Raw genomic sequence first — 21205 nt, forward strand, 5'->3', positions numbered from 1 at the left:
AAGCTCGATTACTTCTTGGGCCAGGCCTTGGGGTCAACTTTATTAACCAGCTTGGGGAAAAGGCTGGGATCAAACACAGGCTCTTTACCTGCTTTTAACTGCTTTTCGTAGTCGTGGAAGAGCGAGAAAGCCACTGGTGACAGCATTAAAATAGCGACCAGGTTAATAATCGCCATCATGCCCATAGAGAGGTCGGCGAAGTTCCAAATCGCCCCCAAGCTTGCCACCGAACCGATCATAATCATCGCCAACACCGCTAAGCGGTAAATAAACACGGCAACCGGGGCGCGGCGCCCGGCCAGGTACTCAATGTTGGACTCGCCGTAGGAGTAGTTGGCAATCACCGAGGTAAACGCAAATAACAGAATCGCCACCGCGATAAACATACCGCCCCAATCACCCACATGGCTGGAGAGTGCCATTTGAGTCAACTGAATGCCGTTGTTCTCCTCACCCGACATCAGCTCCGGCCCGGCCATAATGATGATTGCCGCCGTGGCGGTGCAAATCACTAGCGTATCCAGAAACACACCGAGCATCTGAATAAAGCCCTGGGCAGCAGGATGATCTGGCCGCGTAGAGGCCGTAGCCGCGGCATTGGGCGCCGAGCCCATACCCGCTTCATTGGAAAACAGCCCGCGCTGAATACCGTTCATAATCGCCTGGGAAACCGCGTAGCCTACTGCCCCACCGGCCGCCTGCTCAAAGCCAAAAGCACTGCGCACAATGGTCATGATCGCAGCGGGCAAGTCGCTGAGATTCAAACCCACGACCACCAGCGCCAGAATTAAGTAGAGCAGCGCCATGAGCGGAACCACCAGCTCAGCCACCTTGGCAATCGACTTTAAACCGCCAAAGATGATCGGCGCCACAACTGCCATCAAAACTAACCCCATGGCCCAGGTGGGAATGGCGAACGCCTGTTCCATGGCCTGGGCGATGGAGTTGGCCTGAACGCTGTTGAACGCCAACCCAAAGGCAATAATCAAACAGATAGAGAACAGCACAGCCAGCCAGCGCAAGCCTAAACCACGCTCAATATAACGCGCAGGGCCACCACGGAAGGTGTTATCGCCGTGGTCGGTTTTATACGCCTGGGCCAAGGTCGACTCCACAAAGCTGGTCGCCATCCCAACCATTGCGGTCATCCACATCCAGAAAATAGCCCCGGGGCCACCAAAATAAATAGCCACCGCGACACCTGCCAGGTTACCGGTGCCGACTCGGGCCGCCAGACTGGTTGAGAGCGCTTGAAACGACGAGATACCGCCGTTTGATTGTCGGGAGCTGCGCAGCAGCTTAAACATATGGCCGAAATAGCGCAGCTGAATACCGCGGGTCAGCACCGTAAAATAAAGACCTGCGCCAATTAGCAGGTAAATCAGCACACTGCCCCAGAGCAGGCCATTGCCGCGATCCACCAGCGATGTCAGCAGCGGAGGAAGGGTAAAATCCATGACAATCACGCCTTTTTAAACAATGAAGGCGCATTATTCTTCACGTATGCACCAAAATGGCAAGAAAATTGGTAAAAAGACTTTAAAACAGCAATAACCTCTTACGCTATTGAATTGCAAAGCCACCGCCACACCAACTCGGCTTCGTCGCTAATGTGGCGCCGGCTAGGGCGAACCAGCCAGAAGCGTTCATCGCTGGGCACACTGAGCTCAAAAGGCGCCACCAAATCGCTACGCTGCTCCATTAAGCGTCGATGAGTTAACGCAACACCACCGCCCTGGCTAGCAAGCGCCAGCGTCATCACCTGATTATCGCAAGTGAGCGACCAGCACTGCGCTTCCAGGTGAGCAACCCCCGCTTCCTGCAGCCACCCCGGCCACCCCACGCCAAACCCAACGGCGTGCAGCAGCGTATGCCCAGCCAAATCGCTCGGCGCGGTTAGCGTCTCAGCTAATGCCTGGGAGCAAACAGGCAGCAGTTGCTCTTCGCCAAGCGGCTGCATTTCAACGCCCGTCCACTCCCCTTTGCCATAGCGAATCTCGATATCCGCCCCTTCGGGGCCAAAGTCATCGGGCCAGATAGCACTGACCACACGAATCGACACCTGGGGATGAGCCCGGTGGAAGGCAATTAAACGCGGCGCAAGCCACGACTGCTGAATAACCGGCGTAGCACGCAGCGTCACTGGCTGCTCAGAGGTGCTGCCAAAGACCTCCAGGGTGCCCTCACTAATACGCACAAACGCATCGTGAATGCTCGGCAGCCACGCCTGCCCAGCGGGGGTAAGCGTTAAGCTGCGCGCATGGCGCACAAAGAGCTTCTGCCCCACCCGATCCTCCAGCAGCCTGACGCGCTGGCTAATGGCCGCTTGGGTAACCCCCAGCTCATTGCCTGCGGCGGTAAAGCTTAAGGTGCGCGCTGCAGATTCAAAGGCTTGCAGCCATAACAAGGGCGGTAATTGGCTCATGAAAAAGTGACCTATAAATTAAATGACGTCTTAGGGGTCAGATTAATCGTTTGTCACTGCCGCGGCTACTCCGCATCCTGGTTGGCACAAACGCACACCCTTACGTAATGCCACAGAGGGAGCGAATCGGAGTTTTTAATGAACAGCACAGCAGAGACCACCTTAACGCCCCCCCATACAAATACCCCCGAAATGGGCGAATTAAGTCCTTATCAGGCAGGCCCGGTACTCACTCAAGCGATGCTTGCTTCCAATGGCGTTGCCCTTGAGTGGCAAGATGGCCTGCAAACCACTCTGCCCCTACTCTGGCTGCGCGACCACTGCGCCTGCCAATCCTGCCGCCATCCGCAAACCCGGGAAAGGCTCTATCTGCCGCTTGAGCCAATCACTGAGCCACCCAACGTTGCGCTGCTAGATGGGCACTTACACCTGCAATGGCAAGATGGTCATGTCAGTGCCTTTCATAGCGGCTGGCTTTACCAGCGCCGCCCGGAAGCCGAGCTGACTTCTGCGGTACCCAACGCTAAGCCTTGGGTAGATAACTTCACTCCCGAGCACATCAGTCATAGCGATTTTTTAACTCCTCAAGGCGAGAAAGCCTGGCTAACTGCCATGCTACGCGACGGGCTGGCACTGATTACCGATGGCCCATTGGCAGAAGAGGAAGTGAGCCGCTTGGCTGAACGTATTGGCCCCCTGCGCGCCACCAACTTTGGCGCTCGCTTTGATGTACGTTCAAAACCCAATCCCAACAATGCGGCGTATACCGCGGTAGGGTTGCCACTGCATATCGACCTGCCCAACTGGCGCCAACCGCCAGACATTCAGTTGCTCTACTGCCTGCAAAACGGCGCCAGCGGCGGCGAATCGCTGTTTGCCGATGGCGCTCGGGTCGTAGAAGCACTGCGCCAGGTGTCTCCAGAAGCGCTGGCGATTCTTAGCGAAACGCCCATCGATTTTCGCTTTCAGGATGAGACCCACGATATTTCAATGCGAGCCCCAGTGATCACCCTGGATAGCACTGGCAACCTGGTTGAGATGCGCCTAAATAACTGGATTCGCGATGCCCTTCACCTACCGGTAGAGCAGATGGACGCCTGGTACAGCGCTTATGCACTACTGTGGAAGCTGTTCCACAGCGAAGCACACCAGCTAGAGTTCACCCTTCTTCCAGGTCAGATGGTCGCTTTTGATAACCGCCGGGTACTCCACGGACGGCGCGAGTTCGACCCTAACAGCGGCGCACGCCATTTACAGGGCACCTATTTAGACCGCGACATGCTGGCTTCACGCCTCCGCGTGCTAGCCCGCCACGTTTAGCGGTATTCAATAATAACTGTTTAACAACAACAGCTATCAGACAAAACCCTAGCAAGGAGATCCTATGACACACCTTAAACCTCTCGCCTCAGGCATTGCCCTCGCCACTACCGCGCTATTTGCCACGGCGGCTCACGCCGACGATCAAACCCTCGACTTCGGTGTGCCCGCATGGCCTGGCATTACGGTAAAAACGGCCATCGCCGAACAGCTCTTGAACCCTCTCGGCTACGAAACCAGCACCCAGGAAATCGGCCTGCAGGTGATTTACCAAGGCATTGAAAGCGGCGATATCGACGCCTTCCTAGGCGCTTGGCTGCCTGCCCAGCGTGAGATGTTCGATCCCCGCAAGGAGTCGGGTGTGCTGATTGACGTGGCGAATAACGTCGACGGCGCGCAAATGACCCTGGCGGTGCCGGAGTATCTTTATGAGAGCGGCATTCAGAGCTTTGCTGATTTAGACGAAAACCGCGAACAGTTCGAAGGTGAAATCTATGGCTTCGGCGCAGGCTCTGCTGCCAGTGAGATTCTTCACAATGCCATTGACAACGACACCTGGGGGCTAGGTGACTGGCAGGTAGTCGATACCAGTGAAGTGGGCATGCTTTCCGCTGCACGTGATGCCATTTCCCGTGAGGAACCGATTGTCTGGGTAGGCTGGACGCCCCACTGGATGAACCTTGAACTGCCCATGCGCTACCTGGAAGATCCTGAAGACCTGTTCGGTGAGAACAACGGTGAAAGCGATGTGTTGACGCTGCTGCGCAGTGACTACGCTGAAGCCACCCCCAACGTAGTGACCTTCTTTGAGCAGTTTACCTTTTCGGCTGAAGAGCAGAGCTGGATGATTCAGGCGTTTGGCCAGGAAGAGCAAGACCTTGCCGACGTCGCCGAACAGTGGATCAACGACCATCCAGAACGCATTGAAGCAATGTTGGCAGACGTCACCACCACAGATGGCGATCCTGCTTGGCCGGTCATTGAAGCCCAGCTCAACAACTAAGAAACCGCTGATTAACGACGGCGCTTAATGTAAAAGCGCCTTCATCCCATTGGACGGCTAGCGTATGCTAGCGCTTTTTTAGCCGATGGGAGTGGGCATGTCGCGGACATTGGGTAAGGGCGTAGGCCTGCTGGTAATCGTCGTGCTGCTGGGCGTCATGTGGCAGGTACTGCAGCGCTACGACCTACTTACCCAGGCGCGCCTTAGCGAATTTATCGCTTACATTCGCCAGTGGCGTACCGCGCCCTGGATGTTTGCTGCGGTCATGGTCACTTATGCCAGCGCCCTGCTGGTGATGTTTCCACTTAGCCTACTGGTGGTGGTGACTGGCTTACTGTTTGGCCCGATATGGGGGCTAGCGTACGCCACGCTAGGCACATTGACCTCGTCGGTTGTGTCTTACTGGGTAGGCCATTGGTTAGGCCGTGAGGCGCTTATGCGTTATGGCGGGCGTCATCTGCGCGGCCTATCGGGTTACTTATCCAAGCGCGGCATTCGCACCATGACGGTGATTAACCTGCTGCCACTCGCCCCGTTCACGCTTACCAATATGCTGGCGGGCGCTTTTCACCTTAAGTTTCGCGACTATATGATCGGCTCCACCCTGGGGATCGTGCCGGGGCTGGCAGCGGTGATTTTATTGGGCAGCCAGCTAGGCGCACTGTTCACCGCGGCCTCGACCAAAGAAATTATCTTAGCGGCTGTCGGGCTAGCGGCCGGCGTGGGGCTGTTAATAGGCCTTAAACGCTATGCTAACCGGCGCCAAGCGGCAAAAAAACAGCCTCACCGCGAAGGCGAGTGATATTTGGCCAGCACCTCAGCGTAAAAGCCCGCCACCGCTGAGGCAAAGTTGGCAATATCAAACTCCTCAGCAAAGTGGCTGGCCTGCTTACCCAACTCCCGGCGTCGCTCAGCGTTATCTTTTAACTCAACCACCCTTTGCCCCCAGGCCTGGCGATTTTGCGGTGTTTTGAACCCATTGACCCCTTGGCGCACCACATCATCGATACCGCTGGAGCGCACCGCCACGACCGGCAACCCCGCCGACATTGCTTCAAGTATCACCATGCCCTGGGTTTCTGAGGTCGAAGCAAACACAAATATATCGCCTAGATGGTAATAAAGCGCCATGCGTTCCGGCGGCACTGCTCCTACCAGAGTGACCTGCGAGGTCAGTTTCAAAATATCGATTTGGTTTTGAATCGCCTCCCGGTCTGGCCCATCACCAATCAGTAGCAGATGAAGATCGTCGTGTCCCTGTGACTGAAGCTCGGCGAGGGCCTCCAGCATAAAGCCAATGTTTTTCTCCTTGCTAATCCGCGAGACGCTGATCAATATTTTACTTGCAGGGTCGATAGTTAATTGCTCGCGCAGCGCTTCCAACTCACTCTCCTCAACATGTGAAAAGCGTGCTACATCGATGCCTGTGGGCTGCACCAGCGAGGGAGTTTTCACGCCAATCATGCGCAGATACTCCTCGGCGGAGTATGTCGGCACAATCACTCCTTGGCAGCGATTAGAGAAGCGCTTAATCAGGGTATGGGAAATCAAATTACGAAACAGCGCACCGGGCAACGGCACGAAGTGGGCATAGTGCTCCAGGCGGGTGTGGTAGGTGTAAATCACGGGCACCTTGAGCCGACGCCCCATAAACAGCCCCATGGAACCGAGCCAAAAGGGATGATGAACGTGGATAACATCCGGCTTAAACCCACGCAGGCAGCGACGGAAACGCGCGCTGAACGGATTGGTTAACCGAAACTCGCCCTTCTGCCCAAATGCCATTAGCGTGGGGATGCGTTTTATTGAACTGTCGTCCTGCCACGTTTCTCGGTAGCGCGGCACGAACAGTTGAATGGTGTGGCCTAGATCGGATAAGCCATTGCGCAGTCGATCCACGGAGACCGACACCCCCGACACAAAGGGGAAGTAGTTATTAGACACCATCGCTACGCGCAGAGATTTACCCAGGAAAGGCGTTGGGTCGATATCAAAATCAGGGTAGTAGTCGCGATCTTCGAAAATTAGCCGATATAAGCGCAGTGCGAGCAGCGTCAACATGCCCACAATCAGCAAAAATCGCGTATAGCTAACGTAGAAAAACGCATACACCGTGGAAGCCACACTGCTCACCATCCGCCACCAGCCAGGGCTATCCACATTTAACCTCACTGGCGCAATAGCGACATTCTCACCCGCTACATTGACGATGACGTAGTGGTGAAAGCTGCTATCGGCGTCGATGAGGATGCCTCCCGCGCCTCCGGTGGTGACGTAATCCACGCCATTAATCGTCTGCTGTGAAAAGAGCGTTAAGTTAGCGGAAAATACGGTGTCAACGTCATGCTCCTCCGCCAGTGCCATAATGCCATCGGCTAAGCGGGAATCATTGAGGTAATTGTCCGCTTCAAACAGCGGCGCGTCGCTGACTACGTTGTGCAGCGGCAAACCAACAAATAGAAACCGATGCTGTGCTTCTGAGGCCGCAAGCTCACGCTCCAACCAATCAAGCTGCCAGGAGGTAGAGGACTTACCGGTGCCGTCAAGAAAGATAAAGTGGCTATTACCCGCGACAAACGAGTAAAAGTGCGGCCCAAAATATTCATAAAACAGATAGCTACCAAAATCGCTATCTTCATTTTCACCGTAGGTGAGTAAGTAAGGGATATTGAGCTGCTCCAGACTCCGATAAATCGCCTGATAGCTCTCCTGCTGTCCACTATTGACGGCATTCCCCGCGGAAATCAGGAAGTCGATGCCGCCCAGATTGATGAGCGGCACGATCTCGTCTTGAAACACACTCACCGAGTTATTGATATTGCCCACCACCGCAAAGCGGTAGTCGGTTCGCTCCTTCAACACCTCGCGAATATTCGCCACTTCAAGGGTATGCACCGACTCAAATTTCGGCTCTGCGACATACAACCAAATTTGGTGAGCAATTAGCCCAACCACCAGAGCAAGATTAAGAAAGAAAAACAGCCGCAACCAGCGCTGTCGGGAAAGGCGAAGAAAGGAGCGTCGTGGCATTTAAAAGCGCTTTTTCAAAGACAAAATGAGATTATTAGCCACTATACAGCAACGCTGAGTCAAGGTGGCGCGCCAAGCTAGCGCGCTTCACACCCGTTTAGGGTGGCCAGTAATCGACGTGGCCCAGCCTGATTGCGGTGTTCTCCCAGCCATATGCCCTGCCAGGTGCCTAAAGCCAGGCGTCCATCGCGCACCGCCAGCGTAAGTTGTGTACCCAACAGGCTGGCGGCTACATGGGCGGGCATATCATCGGGCCCTTCCAGGGTGTGGCGGAAATAGGGTAAATCTTCGGGCACCAGTCGACGCAGGAAAGCATCCAAATCGTGGCGCACATCCGGGTCAGTATTCTCATTGAGCGTTAACGAGGCTGAAGTGTGCATCAACTGTAAATGCAGCATGCCGATATGACAGTCACTTAAGCATGGCAGTGCGCGGGCCACATCATCCGTAATCAAATGAAAGCCGCGCGCCATTTCAGGCAAATGGATCTCTTGTTGGTACCACATAAATACTCCTTTTATTTGTTATGTACACGGAGACACTTCATCACCAGCGTGCTCTTTTTGTATGTCAAAATAGCGACCAATAGCACTTACCATAGTCCATAGTCCATAGTTCATCGCCAAGGAGCGCGTTAATGAAAACCCTGCTAGGAAGCAGCATCGTCAGCATGGCTCTACTCACCGGTTGCACTGGCATTCCGGACGGCACACAGCCTGTAACAGGCTTTGAGCTAGACCGCTACCTGGGCCAGTGGTTCGAAATTGCCCGTTTGGATCACTCCTTTGAACGTGGTCTTGATTGTGTGACCGCCACTTACAGCCTGCGCGATGATGGCGGTGTTCGAGTAATCAACCGTGGTTACAACCTTGAAGAGCAAGCGTGGGATGAGGCTGAAGGCCGCGCCTACTTTATTGACGATGAAAGCGTTGGGCGCTTAAAGGTAAGCTTCTTTGGCCCCTTTTACGGCGGCTATAACGTCCTTGAGCTGGATGAGGAGTACCAATGGGCGTTAGTGGCAGGCCCTAACCGCGACTACCTGTGGATACTTTCACGTACGGCGGAAATGGATAGTGCGACAGAAGAGCGTCTGCGCCAGCGGGCAGCGGAATTGGATTTCCCCATTGATGAGCTCATCGACGTTACCCAGGGCGATGAGTGCCCTACCTCGTAGTCTATTATGCGGGCTATTCGTAATCTAATGTGGTGGATTTAAGATTGGTTGGCTATTTTGTATCTCACGGTTCAGATCGCAACCACTATGCCAGCTACCTATTGTGGGAGGCCGTTTCAGCGTGATCCGACACTTCGGTGGTTCGACACTTCGACGAAGGGTGCCGCAGGCATCCCCTTGGCTTCATCATGCGAATAGCCCAAACATTCGCGAGCTGAAGCTCCCTCCCACGGGAGCCACCCTCATGCTGGCAGAGTTCATTCCACACTGAGCGACGAAAAGCCATTATGCGTCGCCATTAACCTTCGGGCAGCACCGACACCCTCCCCGCCATCTCGCGCTGTACATAGTCAATAAAAGCGCGTAGCCGGGCGGGTACATGGCGGCGCTGTTCATACACTGCATAAAAATCCGCCCGCACGCCTTGCCAGGCAGGTAGCACAGCTACTAGTGCACCGCTGGCAAGGTGTTCGTTAACATCCCACCAAGAACGCAGCATCACACCATGGCCATCTAACGCCAAGCGGGTGATCACTTCACCATCGTTGCTGGCCAATCGGCCGCTCACTTTCACTGACTGTGTCTGGGTTGGCTGATCGCTTTGCTCAAAACGCCAGAGCGGAAAATCACTATCGTTTTCGCGGATGACCAGGCAGGCGTGCTGCTGTAAATCTGTCGGTACTTGCAAAGGCGGCGCCTGGGCAATGTAAGCAGGCGACGCACAGAGCACTCGTCGATTGGCCAGAATACGCCGAGCGACCAAGCGCGACTCCGGTGGTTCGCCCACGCGAATGCCAATATCAAAGCCGTGATCGCTCAAATTGAGCGGAAAATTGGTTAACTCCAACCACCCTTCCACCTCTGGGTGATCGGCACAAAAGCGTGACAGCAGCGGCGCAATATGACGGCGACCAAAACCAAAAGTGGCGTTTACCCGTAAACGTCCGCTAAGCGCTTGATCGACCCCCTCGCCCAGTGAATTTTCCAGCTCCTCCAACTCATCTAAAATCAGCGCGCCACGGGCCAAATAGCGCTCCCCCTCTGCGGTCAGCGTCAACCGCCGCGTGGTGCGGGCTGCAAGCTCCACCCCCAGGCGCGCCTCCAACTGTTTTAGCCGCTTGCTCACCGCCGAGAGCGATAGCCCCAGCTCGCGAGCCGTCGCCGTCAGGCTTCCTGCCCGCGCAAGGTGTTGAAAAAATGCCAAATCATCCAGGTGCGCCATTCAATTCCTTAGTCATTCTGCACTTTCAGGCAATAATAACTTGAATAGTAGCCTGATTATCACCGCCAAAATAGCCGCTACACTCTATTCATTACTCAAACGCCAGAACTAACAAGATAAGGAGTCACTATGACCCACCGTATTGCCATTATCGCCGGTGACGGCATCGGCACCGAAGTCATGCCTGAGGGCATCCGCGCCCTTGAGGCGACCGCCAAGCGCTTTAATATTGATCTTGAGTTCACCCACTTTGAGTTTGGCAGCTGCGACTACTACCTGGAACACGGCAAGATGCTGCCGGATGATTGGTTCGAGCAATTAAAAGGCTTCGATGCGCTGTTTTATGGCGCGGTGGGCTGGCCCGATAAAGTGCCCGACCATATTTCCCTGTGGGGCTCTCTGCTGCAGTTCCGTCGCCGCTTTGACCAGTACATCAATCTGCGCCCCTGCAAGCTCATGCCCGGCATCAAAAGTCCGCTGGCAGGCCGTGAACCTGGTGATATCGACTTTTACGTTGTGCGCGAGAACACCGAAGGCGAGTACTCCAGCGTTGGCGGCAAAATGTTTGAAGGCACCGACCGTGAAGTGGTCATTCAAGACACGGTCATGACCCGCACGGGCGTAGACCGCGTATTGAAATACGCCTTTGAGCTGGCCCAAACTCGCCCGCGCAAAAAGCTCACCTCGGCGACCAAGTCCAACGGCATCTCAATCACTATGCCGTACTGGGATGAACGTGTGATCGAAATGGCGAAGGGCTACCCTGAGATCGCGGTGGATAAATTTCATATCGATATTCTCACCGCCAACTTCGTTCTTCACCCGGATTGGTTTGATGTCGTCGTGGGCAGCAATCTGTTCGGCGATATTCTTTCTGATCTCGGCCCCGCCTGCACCGGCACGATAGGCATCGCCCCTTCAGCCAACATCAATCCCGAAGGCAATTTCCCCAGCCTATTTGAGCCAGTACACGGCAGCGCGCCGGATATCGCCGGTAAAGGCATTGCCAACCCTATCGGTCAGATCTGGTCAGGCGCCATGATGCTAGAGCACCTCGGCTATAAAGAAGCCGGTGATGCGATAGTCACTGCCATTGAGGAAGTGTTAAGTGAGGGAGACGCTACTGTACTTACCCGCGATGTGGGTGGAGAAGGCACCACCGCAAGCTTAGGCAAGGCGATTGCTGATCACATTAACGCCTGACAACAAGTGGCGCTTTTCTCAGACTGGCAGACTCCAGACTCCAGACTCGAAAAGCGCCGTTAACTTCTTCAAAGAAAGCTGTTTACTGCCTCTAATCTCCCATCTTTTAACGTTGACAACGGCTATTGACAGCTAAAGCAAAAACCATCATTTTCCAATGTAATGAGACGTTAACCCACCTATTGGTACTATGTCTTTTTGGTACTATGTCTTTGCCTACCCAATGAAAAACTTATGATTTTTTTGAGTATGCGATAAGCGTTTCCGGTAATGAAAGGGTGTGTGATTTCTTTCAACTGCAGCGGGCGTATTTTTAAGATAATAGAGCTTTCTTTGCAGACTTACTTCGGGGTACCGGCTATGCAGGAGCTCTTAACAAAGCAGGAACTCTTTGAGCGACGCCTTGAGATTGCCCTGGAAGCAAGTGGTCTGGATCTATGGGAAAACGATCTAAGCACCGGTGAGGTCATTTTTGGCTTATCTAAAGTATTTGACCAGCTAGGCTATGCCCAGCAAGACACGGCTGCCTATATTGACGACATCTTTGCCTTGATGCACCCAGATGATGTTGCCACGGTTAAACTCGCCGTAGAACGTCATATCGAAGGCCAAACATCACGCTATTATAGCGAATTTCGGCTCCGCAACCAGGCCGGTGAGTGGGTGTGGTTTGCCAACTATGGCAAGATTGTTGATCGCGACGAGCACTATAGAGGACACCGTTTCACCGGCGTGTGCTTCAACCTTGAAGAGCAGATGCGCTACAAGGAGGAACTTAACGCCCTCAATGCACGTTTGGCTGCCCAGAACGAACAGCTTGAACAAATGAACGCTGAGTTACACCGCCTTGCCAACTACGATGCGTTGACCAACACCGTTAATCGTCGACGGCTAATGGAGTTAGGTAAAGAAGAAGTTGAGCGCGCAAGGCACTTTGGTGAACCTCTTTCATTTCTGCTCATCGATATCGATTTTTTTAAGAGCATTAATGATACCTGGGGCCACTTAGCGGGAGACCAAGCAATACGAGCCGTTGCTCAGCGCTGTGAAGAAGAACTTAAAGGGTACATCGCTACGCTAGGTAGATTTGGCGGTGAAGAGTTCACTGTTCTGCTTCCCTCTCTATCTTTAGTAGAAGCGGAGGGCCTCGCCAATAAGCTACGTGCCCATATCGCTAATGAGGGGGTTTGGCTTCCTGACGTCAAACAGGCTGTACCCGTCACGGTGAGCATCGGGGTGGCTGAATTCTCTCATATGGAAAACGGGGGGTTTTCTGAGCTTATTGATGCCGCTGACAAAGCGCTATATCAAGCAAAAAGGAGCGGTCGTAATAAGGTATGTGCACCCCCTAGTTGATGGTCACTCCACATTCATGCGGTAACGCAAAACGCCCCCGCAGGGGCGTTAAAATCTGGTTAAATATTAACCGCCATTAATGACTAACTGGCCAGTTTAGACGCCGTTTTCGCAACAAGCTCGCCCTGGAAACGGGCAATTTTCAGTTCGCGTTCGTCGGGCTGACGCGACCCATCTCCCCCAGCCAGCGTAGCGGCGCCGTAAGGGGTACCGCCGCTTACTTTAGAAATATCAAACTGCTCTTCGATGCCGTAACCAATCGGCACAATCACCATGCCATGGTGGGCAAGCGTCGTCCAAGTAGAGGTAATGGTCATCTCATCGCCACCGCCAGTACCGGTAGAAGTGAACACACTGGCTACTTTGCCACGCAGAGAACCGTTCGCCCACAGGCCGCCGGTCTGATCCAGGAAGGTACGCATTTGGCCAGCCATATTACCAAAGCGAGTAGGCGTACCGAAAATGATCGCATCGTAATCGGCAAGCTCTTGAGGCGTCGCTTCCGGCGTGTCGAAATCCTGCTTACCGCCTGCGTTCTTGAACGCTTCTTCAGGCATTGTTTCAGGTACGCGTTTAACCGTCACCTCGACGCCGCTCACACCCTTTGCGCCTTCTGCTACGGCCTGGGCCAGCGTATCGATATGACCATACATGGAATAATAAAGTACCAGTACCTTTGTCATTACTACCTCCTTCACTTAGGCCTTCATTTATGAATCGTGCAATGAGCCTCGCCCAATAAGTCGTACCAACAACATAGCGCACTCAAGCATAGAGAAAAGCGAATGTTTTCGTCCATGGGCGTCGATTTCATCGACGAAGACCACCTTGCACTTTACGCCAACCACCACTAGCTTTTGACTTGCCTACATCAAACGTATCCAAGGAGTCTGGAATGACGATTTTTGAAGCCCTGCGCAAGGATCACGATATTCAGCGCGCCCTGCTCGCCCGCTTAGTTGAAACACACGGAGACAGCGATGAGCGAGATAAACTGTATCAGCAGGTACGAGCAGAGCTGCACTATCACGCCGCTGCAGAAGAGCGAGCGCTCTATATCCCAATGATGTCCATCGACCTGACGCAGGAAAAAGCCCGCCATAGCGTTGCTGAACATCATGAAATTGATGAGCTATTAGAACTGCTTGATGAAACGGACTACAGCGCCACCCACTGGTTGACCCACGCCAAACAGCTTCAGGATTTAGTCACCCACCACCTGGATGAAGAGGAGCAAGAGGTTTTCCAACTGGCGGGGCGCGGCCTGCAAGATAAACAAAAGACATCGCTTGCTAGCGAGTATCAGGAAGAGATGCAGCGCCAGCGTTCAGCGTAACTTGATGAACAAATTAAAAAACGCTCATGCACCCCATGGGCGTTTTTTGCTGTTAGCGATGAAATAAAGCCACTTGTTAGCTTGCGCTTGTTTCATGAATACGCTTTTTCACGAATACGCTAGGCTTTTACACGCGAACGACCTGCAGGCTTGTGGCATACGCCCAGCATGGTAAACCTAGGCTCGCATTTATACTGACAACGATACTGAAAACAGTTACTGAGGAGCGACAATGCTAGGCCAATGGCTCGACTGGTCGCTTGACGGGCAGCTCCCCGCCGCCAGCCAAGGCGTCTTCGCAAGCGGCACTTATCATTTGCATGCGCCTGGTATTTTGGAGCTCACTCCCAACACGGCAAGCCAAGGCGCCCATGCATGCATTTTTTCTGCGGCGATCCATGGCAACGAAACCGCGCCGGTGGAACTGGTAGGTGAATGGTTAAGCGGAGTAGAAGCGGGCAGCATATCGCTCGGCGCGCCCGTACTGGTGATTTTAGGCAACCTGCCCGCGCTTAAGGCACAGCAGCGTTTTCTTACCACCAATTTAAACCGGCTATTTAGCCGTGAACTAACCGCTAAGGGAGAGGAGCCGGATCGCGCCAAAGAATTAATGGCCGCGGTGGATAGCTTTTATGCACGTCATGCAGAGCTCCCCAAATTGCACTACGACTTACATACCGCAATTCGGGATAGCCGCTACCCTCGTTTCGTCGTGGAGCCCTTTGCCGACTCCTCCACCGATGCTGAGCAGTGGGACTGGCTAGCGGCGGCGGATATGCAGGCGGTGCTTCACCAACATCAGCACAGCTGGACGTTCTCCCACTACAGCAAGCACTATCACGCCGCCCAGGCATTCACTTTTGAGCTGGGCCGGGTAGCCCCTTTTGGCCACAACGATATGGCATCCTTACAACCGATGCGTACGCTACTCACCGCACTTAGTGAAGGGCATACGCCGCCCAGCCAGCCCGCCACGCAAATGCAGTTTTTCCAGGTTCAACACGAGTTAATACGTCACTCAGATGATTTCACACTCTGTTTTGCCGAGGACACGGCCAATTTCAGTCGCTTTGAACCCGGTACCCTGCTGGCCCAAGACGGTAACTCGGGTGAATTTCGGGTGGGCGATACGCCCCTTCATGTGGTGTTTCCTAACGCACAAGTAGAGGTGGGCGCCCGAGCCGCGCTGTTGGTGGCGCCTATCGTTTAAACCCCCATGCAAAACCTACTATAGCCAAGACAATAATAATGGTGAGGCGAAAACAGGCCCCTCGACGTCGATACGACCATCGTCGAGTGCATAATGTTAGAAGGAAAGCGCGCATAATGCGCCCAGCCTGATAGAATCGCCCCTTTTTTCGCGCCAGCCGCATCAAACCCATATGTTGCTGCGGCAACTCTGTACTGGAGCCAATGATATGGCCGCTACGCCTACTCCCCTTGAAGTGCGTAATATTAAAAAACGCTTTGGCGATACGGAAGTTCTGAAAGGTCTCTCACTACAAGCCCAAAAAGGCGATGTGATTACCCTGATTGGTGCCTCTGGATCGGGTAAAAGTACTTTTTTACGCTGCATGAACTTGCTCGAGCAACCCGACGATGGCGACCTTATCGTCCATGGCGAACCCATTCGCTTTAAAACCACTAAGCACGGCCGGGAGCCCGAAGATTGGAAGCAGGTGGTACAAATGCGCGCCAAGCTCTCCATGGTGTTCCAGAGCTTCAACCTGTGGGCCCACATGACGCTGCTCGAAAACATCATCGAAGCGCCGATTCATGTGCTGAAAAAACCCAAAAAAGAAGCCCTCGATCATGCCCACGCCCTGCTTGACCGCGTCGGCTTAACGGCTCGCGCCAACGCCTACCCGGCACAGATGTCCGGCGGCCAGCAGCAGCGTGGCGCGATTGCCCGCGCGCTGGCAATGGATCCCGAAGTGATGCTGTTTGACGAACCCACCTCTGCCCTTGACCCGGAATTGGTCGGCGATGTATTGAAAGTCATGCACGGACTCGCCGAAGAGGGCCGCACCATGGTCGTGGTGACTCACGAGATGGGGTTTGCCCGGGATGTTTCCAGCCAAGTGATTTACCTTCACCAGGGCCTGGTGGAAGAGGCTGGCCCGCCCGATCAGGTGCTCGGCAACCCGCAATCACCGCGCCTGCAGCAATTCCTGGCACCTAAATACTGATCCGCGAGGCTCACCATGATTGATTTGCAAGGTTATGGCCCCCGGCTGATCGAGGGGGCAGGCGTTACCGTTCAATTAGCGGTGCTGTCGCTGATTCTAGCGATTATTTTGGGACTACTGACCGCCAGCGCAAAAATGTCGCGCAACTGGTTTTTAAGGCGTACAGCAACGGTTTACACCACGCTTATTCGCGGGGTGCCGGATCTCGTTTTGATGATGCTGCTATTTTTTGGCGGGCAGATTGGCGTTAACGCCATCAGCGACATGCTCTATTACAGCTACGACATCGATATTTATATTAACTTCAATGCCTTCGCCGCAGGCGTGCTGACCATTGGTTTTATCTTTGGCGCCTATATGGGCGAGACCTTCCGTGGCGCCTTTATGGCGGTGGATAACGGTCAGATCGAAGCAGGTAAAGCCTATGGTATGAGCAGTGGCCTCGTCTTTCGCCGCATCCGCTTCCCGCAAATGATGCGCCATGCGTTACCGGGCCTATCCAACAACTGGATGGTACTGCTCAAAACTACCGCGCTGGTCTCAGTCATTGGCTTGACCGATATGGTGCGGGTGGCAGCCGAGGCTTCCCGAGCGACCCACGAGCCATTTACCTTTTTACTCCCCGTCGCCGTAGCGTACCTACTCATTGCAAGCGTATCCGAATGGATTTTTGCGCGCTTGCAGAAACACTACGACATCGGCTTTGGAGGTCAGTGATATGCTCGATATTTCCACTTGGTTCAATGACCTACTAGCTGGTAACACCATTTTCACCGCGGACACGCTGGGTTATTACTGGGAAGGCTTGGTCACGACCACCCAACTGGTATTTTTATCGCTGGTTGCGGGGCTCATTCTCGCTGTGCCACTGGCCATTATGCGCAGCTCAAAGCATAAATGGATTAGTCTGCCGGTTTACCTCTACACCTACATTTTCCGTGGTACACCACTGCTGATTCAGCTCTATATCATCTACTACGGCGTAGTGTTTGTTGATGGCATCCAAGAGAGTTTCTTGTGGCCAGTATTGCGTGAAGCTTTCTACCCAGCGCTGATCGCCTTCACGCTGAATACTGCCGCTTACACTACCGAGATTTTTCGGGGCGCCATTAAATCCACAGCCCAAGGTGAGATTGAGGCCGCCCGTGCCTACGGCATGTCGCAGAATTTAATGATGCGTCGAATCATCTTACCCAGCGCCTTTCGCCGCGCCTTGCCCGCCTACGGCAACGAAGTGATCTTTATGCTACACGCCAGCGCTATTGCCAGCGTGGTCACGCTGATGGATTTAACCGGTGCTGCTCGCTTTGTCTACGCCCGCTACTACGCCCCTTTCGAGGCGTTTCTATTCGTGGCTGCAATTTATCTATGTTTAACCTTCGCGATTTTGTTCTTTTTCCGCTATCTAGAGAAAAAGCTGCTCGCACACCTACGGCCGCAAGATGCTTAATCATGAAAACCGGTTGATCATGGAAAAACGGTGCAACCGTCAAACAAACGTTGGTTCATACGCATAAAGCCTCTTTCCGTTGCTGCCAACCTGGGTTAGTTTACTGGTTGGTTAGAATATTGATCTTTCTTTGTACCCGCTTTATACGGAGTAACAATATGAAAAAACTACTATCCCTTTCGCTGCTCGGCTTAGCAGTCGCCGCCGCTTCCTCGGCACAGGCGCGTGATTACGATAACGTGCGCATTGGCGTAGACGTTCCTTACGAGCCCATGGAATTCCGTACCGCTGAAGGCGAGCTTACCGGTTTTGATATTGACCTTGGCAACGAGCTTTGCGACCGCATGGGCGTTACCTGCGAGTGGGTCGAGCAGGAGTGGGATGGCATCATTCCCGGCCTAATGTCACGCAACTACGACGCCATCATGTCCTCAATGACCATTAACGACGAACGTCGTGAGCAAGTGCTGTTCTCTGACCCCTACATCACTATGCCCTCTGCATGGTTTGCTGCCAGCGACCTGGGCATCAGCGAAGCCACTAAAGAGACGCTGGAAGGCATGACCATTGGCGTTCAGCGCGGCACCCTGCAAGACAACTACGTAACTGACAACTTCAGCGACGTTGCTGACATCAGCCGCTACTCCACCGCCGACGATATGGTGCTGGATATGGAGGCTGAGCGTCTGGATATCGTGTTCCTCGACTTCCCGATTGGCAAATCCACCCTGCTGGAAAGCGAAGAAGCTGAGTACGTGGTGATTGGCGAACGCATTAGCGAACCCAAAGAGTACTTCGGTGACGGCTTTGGCATCGCCTTCCGTCAGCGCGATGAAGCGCTAGCCGAGAAGTTCAACGAAGCGTTAGCCGAAGTGCAAGAAGACGGCACTTACGACGAGATCTACACCCGTTATTTTGGTGAAGAAGAGTAAGCCTCAAAGCAATCCAGAACAACGCATCACCCCGGCAACCGCCGGGGTGATGCGTTTCTATCTAACGCTGAGAATACAGTGAACTAGGTGAAGCTACCTCTGTCTGTGTATTATTGCGCATGTTCAACACGGAGGTTTTATGGCTCACCCGACTAGCCCACATGCAGGTCCGCTACCTCGCCCCTCTTCTCACTGGACCGGCTGGGGGCAGTGGCTGGCACTGATCACCATGACCGTGGATCACCTCACTCGCTATGTGCTGCCCGGCGATTGGGATCTAAGCTGGGCGGGGTCTTCCATTGGCCGTATCGCTTTTCCGCTGTTTGCCGCCATGGTGGCCTGGCATGGGCTGTTTAATACCCGCAACCCACTACGCTACTCACGACGAATTTTAGTTATCGGCCTGGTCGCTCAACTGCCCTACATGATGATGCCGCGCGCATCGGATGCTTTTATCCTCAATGTCTGCTTCACCCTGGCCAGTGGTTTAGCCCTGGGCACGCTAGTGCGCCAAGGTTGGCAGCACTACCAGCAGCAAACGCTAGGTTTGCCCTGGCTGTTCGCCGGTGCGGCGGTTGGCGTTACCGTGTGGTACTTGCTCGGTTTTTGGGTCGAGTACGGGCACAACGGGCTGCTGCTGATTCCGCTATTAATGTTCGCAATGCACGCCTTGAGCCAAGCTGAAAGTCATTTCCAAGCGCGCCTATGGGCAGGCCTAGCGGCATTTCCGGTACTTTGGATTGCCGGGCAGATGAATGCTTCTGATATGGCCAAATCGTTCACCGTAGGCACGTGCCTCATCGTGCTGATGCTCGCTGCAGGCGCAGCGCAGCGTATTCCCCCCGTCAGCTTGGTAATGCCGCGCCGGTTATGGTTGGCGTGGTACCCCGGTCACTTTGCGTTAATCGCTTTATGGGTGCTGCTCATCGGTCAATTGGCTTAAGCATTCGGATCACTGCATATTATCGCGCATCCATGGCTGGTAGCGGCAAAGCTGCCCCAGACCTTCTATTTTCGCGCGATACATCGCAATATCCGCTTGTTTAAGCACTTCTTCGTGATCACAGGCGGCGGTTGTGAAGCAGGTATAACCTATACTGGGCGTTACAGGCACCTCACGATTTGCCAGCCGATAAGGCTGCGAAAGTACTCGCTGAACCTCAAGCATATAGTTTTCAGCACCAGACTCGAAGGTCTGCTCAGAGCCCTCTTCAAACACCCCCAGAAGTACAAATTCGTCGCCGCTGAGCCTTGCCGCCACATCCCCTTCGCGCAAACAATTTTGCAAGCGACTTGCGACCTGAACCAACAAATCATCACCGGTGGCATGGCCCCAGGTGTCATTAATCAATTTGAAGCGATCGAGATCCAAAAACATCAGCAGCCCGAACTGCGCTTGCGCTGTTGAATGATCGCAAAGGGCCGCTAACCGCTCAATCAACAGACGACGATTAGGCAAATCGGTTAACGCGTCATAGTAAGCTTGGCGATAAATCATCTCTTCGTTTCGCTTACGCTCAGTAAAATCTTCAACGATAACCACCCCACCGACAATCTCATTATCAACGCTACGCACACCATTGAAGAAGGCCCGCACGGGGGTACCTTCTGAATGAGCGAAGGAATAAGGTACTGAAAAAGTCCCTTCATAATAGCCAGTACCGTTAGTCAAGGCATTTTGAGTGGCCGTTTTAATATCAATATCCTCGCTGCCTTGAATACAGAACCCTAAAAGCTCAGAGCGGGCGAGCGCTAGTATTTCCAGCAGCTTTTCATTGCAGTCAGTTATGCAGCCCTGTTGATCGAAGTGAAGCACCCCTAGCGGCGAATGTTGGAAAATCGATAGATAACGATTTTCACTTTCGATCAACTGTGCTTCACGGGCAACCATGGTGACTTGGAGTTCAATATTGTCATGAATGATGCGGCCTAAACGGTGGCTAGTGGCTATTAGCAACAACACAAAAAGCCCCAACAGCACACCAATCATTGTATGCGTCGGGGCGTCAGAAAATAAAAACAATAGCTGAAGTGGAATCGCAATAGGCAATACAAAGAAAAGAACCATCCACCAAATAGTAGAAAGCATCGCCATGCTGCCAGCTGCAACGCCGGAAAGCACGATAGCCAGAGCAGCTGACTGCTCAGGCCTACCGCTGTCAAACATGAGAAAACTGCCTAGCCCCCACAAACACCCTGCCAGAAAGACTAAGAGGGTGAACAGTCGTAGCCAACGTGGCTTATTCTGCTCTAGATCAGAGGCTCGCAAAAAGTGTTGCGCCAATTTTAAACGCAGCGCCGAGATCGCCAGTATCACAATAAGCCAGCTAACTAATATGACAGGGTTAACCATTCCCCACATAAGGACAACTAATAAAAAAGCGCCTAATATACCAGCAAACACGGGCTGCCAAACGTTGTTGAACAATATACGTACTTTCTCATCACGCAAACTCTGTAATTGCGCGAATTTATCCGATACTCCATCCTCATGAAACATTCGTTCACTCATGCGGATAATCGCCATGAACTTAACAAGCTCATATAAAAAATAACATATGGCTG

Annotated in this window: 20 protein-coding genes; 13 read left to right on the forward strand and 7 right to left on the reverse strand. The window is 53.5% G+C overall.

Annotated elements, in window-relative coordinates; translation table 11 throughout:
- Positions 1 to 8 precede the first annotated feature (8 nt).
- Both KF947_RS03880 and KF947_RS03885 read right to left on the reverse strand, forming a co-directional pair.
- Entirely contained in the window at positions 9 to 1457 is a 1449-nt protein-coding gene (locus KF947_RS03880) for an alanine/glycine:cation symporter family protein (protein WP_227405485.1), read from the reverse strand.
- A gap of 101 nt (positions 1458 to 1558) precedes the next feature.
- On the reverse strand, positions 1559 to 2425 hold the full coding sequence (locus KF947_RS03885; RefSeq protein WP_227405486.1) for a LysR substrate-binding domain-containing protein: 867 nt from the start codon (positions 2423 to 2425) through the stop codon (positions 1559 to 1561).
- A 138-nt stretch (positions 2426 to 2563) separates the two neighbouring features.
- On the opposite strand from KF947_RS03885, the gene KF947_RS03890 reads away from it, so the two are divergent.
- The 3 genes from KF947_RS03890 (at position 2564) to KF947_RS03900 (ending at position 5550) form a co-directional block, all read left to right on the forward strand.
- Entirely contained in the window at positions 2564 to 3745 is a 1182-nt protein-coding gene (locus tag KF947_RS03890) for a TauD/TfdA family dioxygenase (RefSeq protein WP_227405487.1), read from the forward strand.
- Positions 3746 to 3809: 64 nt separating this feature from the next.
- A complete protein-coding gene (locus tag KF947_RS03895) occupies positions 3810 to 4748 on the forward strand; it encodes an ABC transporter substrate-binding protein (RefSeq protein WP_227405488.1) in 939 nt (312 codons plus the stop codon).
- A 97-nt stretch (positions 4749 to 4845) separates the two neighbouring features.
- Positions 4846 to 5550: a TVP38/TMEM64 family protein gene (locus tag KF947_RS03900; protein WP_227405489.1), complete on the forward strand. Its 705-nt coding sequence runs from the start codon at positions 4846 to 4848 to the stop codon at positions 5548 to 5550.
- On the opposite strand, the gene KF947_RS03905 is transcribed toward KF947_RS03900, so the two are convergent.
- Both KF947_RS03905 and KF947_RS03910 read right to left on the reverse strand, forming a co-directional pair.
- Entirely contained in the window at positions 5532 to 7778 is a 2247-nt protein-coding gene (locus KF947_RS03905; protein ID WP_227405490.1) for a glycosyltransferase, read from the reverse strand. The genes KF947_RS03900 and KF947_RS03905 overlap by 19 nt on opposite strands.
- Before the next feature lie 77 nt (positions 7779 to 7855).
- Complete coding sequence (locus KF947_RS03910) at positions 7856 to 8284, reverse strand: secondary thiamine-phosphate synthase enzyme YjbQ (protein ID WP_133730167.1); 429 nt, start codon at positions 8282 to 8284, stop codon at positions 7856 to 7858.
- A gap of 131 nt (positions 8285 to 8415) precedes the next feature.
- On the opposite strand from KF947_RS03910, the gene KF947_RS03915 reads away from it, so the two are divergent.
- The gene (locus KF947_RS03915) at positions 8416 to 8952 is read left to right on the forward strand and encodes a lipocalin family protein (protein ID WP_287018441.1); all 537 of its coding nucleotides are present in this window, start codon (positions 8416 to 8418) and stop codon (positions 8950 to 8952) included.
- A 298-nt stretch (positions 8953 to 9250) separates the two neighbouring features.
- On the opposite strand, the gene KF947_RS03920 is transcribed toward KF947_RS03915, so the two are convergent.
- On the reverse strand, positions 9251 to 10174 hold the full coding sequence (locus tag KF947_RS03920; protein ID WP_227405491.1) for a LysR family transcriptional regulator: 924 nt from the start codon (positions 10172 to 10174) through the stop codon (positions 9251 to 9253).
- A gap of 129 nt (positions 10175 to 10303) precedes the next feature.
- On the opposite strand from KF947_RS03920, the gene KF947_RS03925 reads away from it, so the two are divergent.
- Both KF947_RS03925 and KF947_RS03930 read left to right on the forward strand, forming a co-directional pair.
- Complete coding sequence (locus KF947_RS03925; protein ID WP_227405492.1) at positions 10304 to 11377, forward strand: tartrate dehydrogenase; 1074 nt, start codon at positions 10304 to 10306, stop codon at positions 11375 to 11377.
- A gap of 360 nt (positions 11378 to 11737) precedes the next feature.
- Entirely contained in the window at positions 11738 to 12733 is a 996-nt protein-coding gene (locus KF947_RS03930; protein WP_227405493.1) for a sensor domain-containing diguanylate cyclase, read from the forward strand.
- Between the two features lie 83 nt (positions 12734 to 12816).
- Here KF947_RS03930 and wrbA read toward each other — a convergent pair whose 3' ends face one another.
- Positions 12817 to 13416, reverse strand: a complete 600-nt coding sequence (gene wrbA / locus KF947_RS03935) for an NAD(P)H:quinone oxidoreductase (protein WP_133730162.1) — start codon at positions 13414 to 13416, stop codon at positions 12817 to 12819.
- Positions 13417 to 13628: 212 nt separating this feature from the next.
- On the opposite strand from wrbA, the gene KF947_RS03940 reads away from it, so the two are divergent.
- The 7 genes from KF947_RS03940 to KF947_RS03970 all read left to right on the forward strand — a co-directional run bounded on the left by KF947_RS03940 (position 13629) and on the right by KF947_RS03970 (position 19583).
- Entirely contained in the window at positions 13629 to 14069 is a 441-nt protein-coding gene (locus KF947_RS03940; protein ID WP_133730161.1) for a hemerythrin domain-containing protein, read from the forward strand.
- A gap of 232 nt (positions 14070 to 14301) precedes the next feature.
- A complete protein-coding gene (locus tag KF947_RS03945; RefSeq protein ID WP_227405494.1) occupies positions 14302 to 15279 on the forward strand; it encodes a succinylglutamate desuccinylase in 978 nt (325 codons plus the stop codon).
- Between the two features lie 208 nt (positions 15280 to 15487).
- On the forward strand, positions 15488 to 16258 hold the full coding sequence (locus tag KF947_RS03950) for an ABC transporter ATP-binding protein (protein WP_227405495.1): 771 nt from the start codon (positions 15488 to 15490) through the stop codon (positions 16256 to 16258).
- 15 nt (positions 16259 to 16273) lie between these two features.
- Entirely contained in the window at positions 16274 to 16975 is a 702-nt protein-coding gene (locus KF947_RS03955; RefSeq protein WP_088699055.1) for an ABC transporter permease, read from the forward strand.
- A gap of 1 nt (position 16976) precedes the next feature.
- Complete coding sequence (locus KF947_RS03960; protein ID WP_133730158.1) at positions 16977 to 17708, forward strand: ABC transporter permease; 732 nt, start codon at positions 16977 to 16979, stop codon at positions 17706 to 17708.
- 158 nt (positions 17709 to 17866) lie between these two features.
- Positions 17867 to 18640, forward strand: a complete 774-nt coding sequence (locus KF947_RS03965) for a transporter substrate-binding domain-containing protein (RefSeq protein ID WP_133730157.1) — start codon at positions 17867 to 17869, stop codon at positions 18638 to 18640.
- Positions 18641 to 18779: 139 nt separating this feature from the next.
- On the forward strand, positions 18780 to 19583 hold the full coding sequence (locus KF947_RS03970) for a TraX family protein (RefSeq protein WP_133730156.1): 804 nt from the start codon (positions 18780 to 18782) through the stop codon (positions 19581 to 19583).
- A gap of 9 nt (positions 19584 to 19592) precedes the next feature.
- Here KF947_RS03970 and KF947_RS03975 read toward each other — a convergent pair whose 3' ends face one another.
- A complete protein-coding gene (locus tag KF947_RS03975) occupies positions 19593 to 21152 on the reverse strand; it encodes a sensor domain-containing diguanylate cyclase (protein WP_227405496.1) in 1560 nt (519 codons plus the stop codon).
- Positions 21153 to 21205: the final 53 nt, after the last annotated feature.

Source organism: Halomonas sp. FeN2 (assembly GCF_020595105.1).
Classification (GTDB): Bacteria; Pseudomonadota; Gammaproteobacteria; order Pseudomonadales; family Halomonadaceae; genus Vreelandella; species Vreelandella neptunia.

Bases quoted from the DNA above. Each gene is read 5' to 3' on its own strand.
- KF947_RS03880 (WP_227405485.1), bottom strand. From the start codon at position 1,457: ATGGATTTTACCCTTCCTCCGCTGCTGACATCGCTGGTGGATCGCGGC.
- KF947_RS03885 (WP_227405486.1), bottom strand. From the start codon at position 2,425: ATGAGCCAATTACCGCCCTTGTTATGGCTGCAAGCCTTTGAATCTGCA.
- KF947_RS03890 (WP_227405487.1), top strand. From the start codon at position 2,564: ATGAACAGCACAGCAGAGACCACCTTAACGCCCCCCCATACAAATACC.
- KF947_RS03895 (WP_227405488.1), top strand. From the start codon at position 3,810: ATGACACACCTTAAACCTCTCGCCTCAGGCATTGCCCTCGCCACTACC.
- KF947_RS03900 (WP_227405489.1), top strand. From the start codon at position 4,846: ATGTCGCGGACATTGGGTAAGGGCGTAGGCCTGCTGGTAATCGTCGTG.
- KF947_RS03905 (WP_227405490.1), bottom strand. From the start codon at position 7,778: ATGCCACGACGCTCCTTTCTTCGCCTTTCCCGACAGCGCTGGTTGCGG.
- KF947_RS03910 (WP_133730167.1), bottom strand. From the start codon at position 8,284: ATGTGGTACCAACAAGAGATCCATTTGCCTGAAATGGCGCGCGGCTTT.
- KF947_RS03915 (WP_287018441.1), top strand. From the start codon at position 8,416: ATGAAAACCCTGCTAGGAAGCAGCATCGTCAGCATGGCTCTACTCACC.
- KF947_RS03920 (WP_227405491.1), bottom strand. From the start codon at position 10,174: ATGGCGCACCTGGATGATTTGGCATTTTTTCAACACCTTGCGCGGGCA.
- KF947_RS03925 (WP_227405492.1), top strand. From the start codon at position 10,304: ATGACCCACCGTATTGCCATTATCGCCGGTGACGGCATCGGCACCGAA.
- KF947_RS03930 (WP_227405493.1), top strand. From the start codon at position 11,738: ATGCAGGAGCTCTTAACAAAGCAGGAACTCTTTGAGCGACGCCTTGAG.
- wrbA (WP_133730162.1), bottom strand. From the start codon at position 13,416: ATGACAAAGGTACTGGTACTTTATTATTCCATGTATGGTCATATCGAT.
- KF947_RS03940 (WP_133730161.1), top strand. From the start codon at position 13,629: ATGACGATTTTTGAAGCCCTGCGCAAGGATCACGATATTCAGCGCGCC.
- KF947_RS03945 (WP_227405494.1), top strand. From the start codon at position 14,302: ATGCTAGGCCAATGGCTCGACTGGTCGCTTGACGGGCAGCTCCCCGCC.
- KF947_RS03950 (WP_227405495.1), top strand. From the start codon at position 15,488: ATGGCCGCTACGCCTACTCCCCTTGAAGTGCGTAATATTAAAAAACGC.
- KF947_RS03955 (WP_088699055.1), top strand. From the start codon at position 16,274: ATGATTGATTTGCAAGGTTATGGCCCCCGGCTGATCGAGGGGGCAGGC.
- KF947_RS03960 (WP_133730158.1), top strand. From the start codon at position 16,977: ATGCTCGATATTTCCACTTGGTTCAATGACCTACTAGCTGGTAACACC.
- KF947_RS03965 (WP_133730157.1), top strand. From the start codon at position 17,867: ATGAAAAAACTACTATCCCTTTCGCTGCTCGGCTTAGCAGTCGCCGCC.
- KF947_RS03970 (WP_133730156.1), top strand. From the start codon at position 18,780: ATGGCTCACCCGACTAGCCCACATGCAGGTCCGCTACCTCGCCCCTCT.
- KF947_RS03975 (WP_227405496.1), bottom strand. From the start codon at position 21,152: ATGAGTGAACGAATGTTTCATGAGGATGGAGTATCGGATAAATTCGCG.